This window comes from Polaribacter sp. (assembly GCF_965656025.1).
Classification (GTDB): domain Bacteria; phylum Bacteroidota; class Bacteroidia; order Flavobacteriales; family Flavobacteriaceae; genus Polaribacter.
The window spans coordinates 7,907-14,375 of record NZ_CBFHJT010000068.1; the positions used below are offsets into that span (position 1 = coordinate 7,907).

General features: G+C 29.6%; 9 protein-coding genes. 5 read left to right on the top strand and 4 right to left on the bottom strand.

Annotated features, from left to right (window positions below; genetic code table 11):
* A partial coding sequence (locus ACTG3S_RS11885; RefSeq protein ID WP_439129566.1) for a trypsin-like peptidase domain-containing protein occupies positions 1-596 on the bottom strand: 596 nt, incomplete at its 3' end.
* Between the two features lie 131 nt (positions 597-727).
* Here ACTG3S_RS11885 and dapF point away from each other — a divergent pair.
* The 5 genes from dapF to ACTG3S_RS11910 all read left to right on the top strand — a co-directional run bounded on the left by dapF (position 728) and on the right by ACTG3S_RS11910 (position 4,726).
* On the top strand, positions 728-1,498 hold the full coding sequence (gene dapF / locus ACTG3S_RS11890; protein ID WP_439129567.1) for a diaminopimelate epimerase: 771 nt from the start codon (positions 728-730) through the stop codon (positions 1,496-1,498).
* A gap of 11 nt (positions 1,499-1,509) precedes the next feature.
* On the top strand, positions 1,510-2,028 hold the full coding sequence (locus ACTG3S_RS11895; protein WP_439129568.1) for a GNAT family N-acetyltransferase: 519 nt from the start codon (positions 1,510-1,512) through the stop codon (positions 2,026-2,028).
* Between the two features lie 31 nt (positions 2,029-2,059).
* Positions 2,060-3,085: an endolytic transglycosylase MltG gene (mltG, locus tag ACTG3S_RS11900; protein ID WP_439129569.1), complete on the top strand. Its 1,026-nt coding sequence runs from the start codon at positions 2,060-2,062 to the stop codon at positions 3,083-3,085.
* A gap of 62 nt (positions 3,086-3,147) precedes the next feature.
* Entirely contained in the window at positions 3,148-4,050 is a 903-nt protein-coding gene (locus ACTG3S_RS11905) for a DUF2279 domain-containing protein (RefSeq protein ID WP_439129570.1), read from the top strand.
* A 49-nt stretch (positions 4,051-4,099) separates the two neighbouring features.
* Positions 4,100-4,726, top strand: coding sequence for a peptidoglycan-binding protein LysM (locus tag ACTG3S_RS11910; RefSeq protein WP_439129571.1), 627 nt, complete (start codon positions 4,100-4,102; stop codon positions 4,724-4,726).
* 23 nt (positions 4,727-4,749) lie between these two features.
* On the opposite strand, the gene ACTG3S_RS11915 is transcribed toward ACTG3S_RS11910, so the two are convergent.
* The 3 genes from ACTG3S_RS11915 to ACTG3S_RS11925 form a co-directional block, all read right to left on the bottom strand.
* On the bottom strand, positions 4,750-5,454 hold the full coding sequence (locus ACTG3S_RS11915; RefSeq protein ID WP_439129572.1) for an SAM-dependent methyltransferase: 705 nt from the start codon (positions 5,452-5,454) through the stop codon (positions 4,750-4,752).
* A 94-nt stretch (positions 5,455-5,548) separates the two neighbouring features.
* Positions 5,549-5,995, bottom strand: coding sequence for a low molecular weight protein-tyrosine-phosphatase (locus ACTG3S_RS11920; protein WP_439129573.1), 447 nt, complete (start codon positions 5,993-5,995; stop codon positions 5,549-5,551).
* 96 nt (positions 5,996-6,091) lie between these two features.
* Positions 6,092-6,469 (bottom strand): helix-turn-helix domain-containing protein (locus tag ACTG3S_RS11925; RefSeq protein ID WP_439129574.1); only part of this gene is annotated, 378 nt, incomplete at its 5' end.

A 6,469-nucleotide genomic window follows, 5' to 3' on the forward strand; every position in this document is an offset into this window, starting at 1 on the left:
CCTGCAGTTACGGTAGATGTTAAGTTATAAGGGTTACCAACTGCCAAAACCCACTCTCCTATTTTAATATTGTCTGAGTTTGCAAAAGCAATGTATGGTAAATCTACATCTGTATCTATTTTTAACAGTGCAATATCATTTGCAGCATCTTTACCGATTAATTCTGCTTTGTATTTCTTTTTATTGTTTAGTGTAATTTCTAAATCATTTGCACCATCTATTACATGGTTGTTTGTTACAATATAACCATCTGCAGAAATAATTACACCACTACCTGTACCTACTTGCTCGTATTTTCTTTGTCCATTTCCATTCCCAAAAAACAAATCAAGTGGATTGGTTTGCGTTCTAACCGCAGTATTTTTTACGTGAACCACTGCATGTACGGTTTTTTCTGCTGCCACTGTAAAATCCGTGTTCATTTCTGCAGCATTTGCGTTCTTGTAAGCAGAAGTATAATTCGTATTTACTGCTTGTAGAGGCTTTTCTATAGTTCTTTCTACTATTACTTGGTCGTTAAAAAGCAATTTGTACCCTCCTAATGTAAGAGCGCCTCCTAAAATTGCCATTCCAAGAAAACTGAATACTTTTTTCATTTTAATTTAATTTTTTGTTATTCAAATATACTATTTTAACATTTTCAGAAAATCTGTTTAACTTGTTTTTAACGCACTTTAACCACATTTTAACAAGCTCCATTTATCCTTTTAATATGTATCTTTGTTGCATGAAATTTACATTTTACAAATATCAAGGAACTGGTAACGATTTTGTGATGATCGATAACAGAACAAAAACCTTTCCAAAAGAAAAAACTGACATAATTTCACATATTTGTGACAGGCATTTTGGTATTGGTGCAGATGGTATTATTTTAATTGAGAATGATGATGACTATGATTTTAGGATGATTTATTTTAATGCTGATGGTAGCCAAACCTTTTGTGGTAACGGAGGAAGGTGTGCTGTAGCTTTTGCAAAGCAATTAAACATTGTAGAAAACACCACTAATTTTGTAGCTGTAGATGGACCCCATGTTGCAGAAATAGAAAACGAAACTGTATCTTTAAAAATGATTGATGTTGATGAAGTAAAAATAAACGATAATTTTGTTTTTGCCTATACAGGTACACAACATCATGTAGAAATTGTAGAAAATTTAGATAATTATCCTGTTTTTGAAAACGGAAAAAAGATAAGATATTCTTATGAAACCCCAGGTAGCAATGTTAATTTTGTAGAGCAAATAGATGAAACTACCTTTAAAGTAAGAACATACGAAAAAGGGGTAGAAGATGAAACTTTAGCTTGTGGAACTGGAGTAACTGCTGTAGCTATTGCCATGCATAAAACCAATAAAACCAATAGCAACAATATTATTTTACCTGTTTTAGGAGGCACTTTACAAGTTAGCTTTAAAGAAGTAAATGGTCTTTATAAAGATATTTTCTTAAAAGGACCCGCAACTTTTGTGTTTTCTGGAGAAATAATAGTTTAATTCTTTATTTTATGAAACTTAGTGGAAATAAAATAAATTTAAGAGCCTTAGAACCAGAAGATTTAGATTTTTTATATCAAATAGAAAACAACGAATCTTTTTGGGAAGTAAGCCATACACAAACACCTTTTTCTAAATTTGTATTGAAACAATATCTTGAAAACGCACACTTAGATATTTATGAAGCTAAACAAGTACGATTTATTATTGAAGAAAACATATCTAAAAAAGCCATTGGTACTATAGATGTTTTTGATTTTAATCCACAACATAAAAGAGCAGGAATTGGTGTTTTAATTCACCCTGATTTTCAACAAAAAGGATATGCCTCTGAAGCACTCTATTTATTAATTAATTATTGTTTTTCCTCTCTAAATATGCATCAATTATATGCAAATATTACTAGTGATAATAAGAAAAGTATACAACTTTTTACCAAGCATGATTTTATAAAAGTAGGCACAAAAAAAGATTGGATTTTCTCCGAAGGAAAATTTAAAGACGAAATATTATATCAACTGATAAAATAGTAACTTTGCATCATTGCAAAAACAAATACCATTGAAGAAAAAAATCATTTATATATTGGCTTTTATTTTACTTTTAGGTGGAATATTAGCATACAATTATTATCAAAAAATTTTTGGTGAAGCCATCACTACAGAATATGTTTTATACGTAAATAGTAATGATACATTATTAGATATTAAAGAACAAATTAAAGATGTTTCTAAAAACCCAAATACATTTCTTTGGGTGGCTGCACGTAAAAATTTTTCTAAACCAAAAGTGGGTAGATACGTCTTAGCAGAAGGCATGTCTAATAATAATCTGGTGAACATGCTTAGAAGTGGTATGCAAACACCTCTAAAAATAGCGTTTAATAATCAAGATACTTTAGAAAAATTTGCTGGTAGAATATCTAATCAGATTCAAGCAGATTCTATTGATTTATTAAAATCTTTTACAGAAAAAGAGTTTCTTTTAAAACATAAACTATCCGAAAAAAGTGTGTTGCAAATCTTTATCCCAAACACTTATGAAGTGTATTGGACAATTACACCAGATAAATTTAGAGCAAAAATGCTAAGAGCTTATAATAGATTTTGGAATAAAAGTAGAATAAACAAAGCAAAAAAAATCGGGTTAACACAAAGTGAAGTGAGTACCCTTGCTTCTATTGTTCAAAAAGAAACAGCTAAAAAATCTGAAAGACCTATTGTTGCTGGTTTGTATTTAAACAGAATAAAAATTGGTATGCCTTTACAAGCAGATCCAACAATAATCTATTGTATTAAAGAAATAAAAGGACAAGATTATGTAGTAAAAAGAGTTTTAACTGTAGATTTACAAATAAACTCACCATATAACACCTACAAATACAGAGGCTTACCACCAACATTAATTGCAATGCCAGATGTTTCCGCTATTGATGGTGTTTTAAATGCACAAAATCATGACTATTTATATATGTGTGTAAATGTAGATAAATTAGGATATCATTCTTTTTCGAAATCGTTAGCACAACACAACAGAAATGCAGCTAAATACCATAAATGGCTAAACAAACAAAGAATTAATAGATAGTTTTTTTTAGTTTTTAGTTTTTAGTTTTTAGTTTTTAGTTTTTAAAACGTTAAAAGTTTACTTTGATAAATAACAAAACAGCATTATTTTTTATAATTATTTTGTGTACTTTTTCACTTTATGCACAAAACTCATCCTTTTTTAAAAAATCTGATACACTAAATAAACCCAGAAGAAATGCAGTTATAATTTCAGAAAGTGCATTAGCCTCTGGTAGTTTATTGGCCTTAAATGAACTTTGGTACAAAGATTATGAGCGCGCTAGCTTTCATTTTACAAATGATAATGCAGAATGGAAACAAATGGACAAAGTTGGGCATTTTATGACCTCTTATTACTTAGGTAAAATTGGTATGGAGGTTTTAGATTGGGCTGGAGTTTCTAAAAAAAATCAATTAATTTATGGTGCCACTTTTGGTTTTACGTTTTTAACAGCTGTGGAAGTTTTAGATGGATTTTCTAAAGAATGGGGCGCCTCTTCTGGAGATATTTTAGCAAATGCAGCTGGTACAGGTTTGCTTGTAGGGCAAGAATTGTTATGGAATGAGCAGAGAATTACTGTAAAATACTCATTTCATCAAACAGCGTTTGCAAAACAAAGACCTAATACTTTAGGAAATAACTACCTACAACAAGCCTTAAAAGATTATAATGGGCAAACATATTGGCTTTCTGCAAATGTTTGGTCTTTTAATAAAAAAGGTAATTTCCCAAAATGGTTAAATATTGCATTTGGTTATGGAGCTGATGGAATGCTCTTTGGAAATCAAAATTCGCAGAATTCTGCACTTCAAAACCCTTACAGACAATTTTATTTAAGTCTCGATATCGATTTAGTAAAGATTAAGACAAAATCAAAATTCTTAAAATCTGTGTTTTCTGTTATTAATTTCATAAAAATACCATCTCCTACTCTAGAAATAAACACCAAAGGTCAAATAAAATTTCATTATTTATATTTTTAGCAAAATTTAACATATTGATAATCAATTGATTTAAAATTGCAACGTAGATTTGCACCCGCAAAACAGAAAGTTATTTTTTATCAAAAATAAATTCATATTATTAGGTATTGTTTTTCTTTTTATCAATGCAATTGCAAAAAATGAAAAGAATGTTTCTAAAGTAGAGACTACAAAAACAATTCGTTTGGTTTTTCCTAAAAAAATAAATCACAACATTTTATATTTAAAAAAAGACTTCGTAGCATTTAAAGAAGCTGTTGCTTTTAAAGAATCTCAAGGAAAATACAATGTTGTAAATACTTTAGGCTATTTGGGCAAGTATCAATTTGGCAGAACAACTTTACAGAGATTTAAAATTTACAATACTCAAGCTTTTTTAAACAACCCAGAATTACAAGAAAATGCATTTTTTGCTTTGTGCAAAGTAAATAAGTGGATTTTAAGAAAAGACATCAAACGCTCTGTTGGTAAAACCATTAATGGCGTTAAAATTACAGAATCTGGTATTTTAGCTGCAGCTCATTTAAGTGGTGCAGGTAATGTAAAAAAGTATTTAAGAAGCAATGGTAACATACGCTTTGCAGATGCTTATGGTGCCACTATACATTCTTATTTAAAAAAGTTTGCGGGTTACAATGTTTCTAATATTGTTGCAGATAAAAAGGCGAAGGTTTAAAACAAAAACACTTCTCTTTAATATTACTTATGAATTATAAAAATTGCAGGTTTTTTATGTAAATCTGGAGATTGTTTTTTCCAATTTTGCACTGTATGCGTTTTAATAAACTCAGTTGGCAAAGTAATATCTGCAGCAATGCATAAATTGGTACTTGGTGTTAATGTTGCTTTTAAATCTGTAAACATTTTTTCATTTCTGTAAGGTGTTTCTATAAAAATCTGTGATTGATTTTTGTCTTTAGATAACCTTTCCAAATCTTTAATGGCTCTTTTTCTATCTGCTTTATCTATTGGTAAATAGCCATTAAAAGCAAAGTTTTGTCCGTTCATACCAGAACTCATCATTGCCATTAAAATAGAACTTGGCCCTACTAAAGGCACAACTTGTATATTGTTTTCATGTGCTAATTTTACAATGCTAGCACCAGGATCTGCAACTGCAGGTACACCTGCTTCCGATAATAAACCTACATTGATACCTTCTTTACAAACTTCTAAATATTTTCTAGTTTCAATTTCTTCTGCATATTTGTCTAACAACATTAACTGTAAAGACGGTTGCGATTTTTTTGGGTATATCTTTTTGATAAACCTTCTGGCAGATTTTTCATTTTCTACAATATAATAATCTATCTGTTCTACTATTTTTTTAACAGAAAGAGGCATCACTTCTAAAGGTTCTGTGTCTCCTAAAGTAGTAGGAATTAAATAAAGTTTACCAAACATATTTTTTATTTTATAGTAGTAGTTTCAATGAATTAGTTCTTATCGGAACAGAAAATTCGTTTTCTAAGGTAAGCAAAATTTATTTTTTGCTTGGTTACAGTTTACTGGCAATAATTGTACAAGCTTCATCTAACATTTTATAAACGTTTTCAAAACCTTGTTCTCCTCCATAATATGGATCTGGAACTGAATGATTATCTTCCGATATTTCATTTAAAATCAGCTTTACTTTATCTTCATCTTTTTTATTTTTTGCCAGTAAAAGGATGTTGTTGTAATTACTTTCATCCATGGCATAAATAAAATCGAACTTAGCAAAGTCTGTTGCTACAAATTTTCGTGCTCTTTGGTTTGTAATATCTAAACCATATTTTGCTGCCACTTCTATAGAACGTTTATCTGGTAAATTACCAACATGGTAAGCTGCTGTACCTGCAGAATCTACCAACACTTTTTCTGGATCTACTTTAGCTTCTAAAATGCCTTCTGCTAAGGGAGATCTGCAAATATTACCCAAACAAACCATTAAAACTTTTTTCATAAAATAATTTTAGGCAAAAATAATAAAGATTTTATCTCTCAAAAAATTTAAGTGATTATACTACTACAAAAAAATTATAAGTAAAATGACGCGTATTTAAAAAGTAAGCTTTTTCGTTAAATCGTCTACGTATTTTCTAAATTGCTTGTCTGTTTCTGTTAAATTATCTACAGTTTTACAAGCATGTAATACAGTTGCGTGGTCTCTTTGCCCAATTTGATTACCTATACTTGCTAAAGAAGTTTTGGTTAATCTTTTCGCAAAATACATAGCTAATTGTCTTGCTTGCACAATATGACGTTTTCTAGTTTTAGATTGTAAAGTGGCAACATCCATATCAAAATACTTAGAAACTTCTTTTTGTATATAATCTATAGAAACTTCTTTCTTGGTATTTTTTACAAATTTATCTACAATCTGTTTTGCCAATTCTAAAGAAAATTCTCTTCTATTAAAAGAAGCTTGCGCAATCAT

Coding starts and splice junctions, on each gene's coding strand:
- dapF (WP_439129567.1), top strand. CDS start 728: ATGAAATTTACATTTTACAAATATCAAGGAACTGGTAACGATTTTGTG.
- ACTG3S_RS11895 (WP_439129568.1), top strand. CDS start 1,510: ATGAAACTTAGTGGAAATAAAATAAATTTAAGAGCCTTAGAACCAGAA.
- ACTG3S_RS11915 (WP_439129572.1), bottom strand. CDS start 5,454: ATGTTTGGTAAACTTTATTTAATTCCTACTACTTTAGGAGACACAGAA.
- ACTG3S_RS11920 (WP_439129573.1), bottom strand. CDS start 5,995: ATGAAAAAAGTTTTAATGGTTTGTTTGGGTAATATTTGCAGATCTCCC.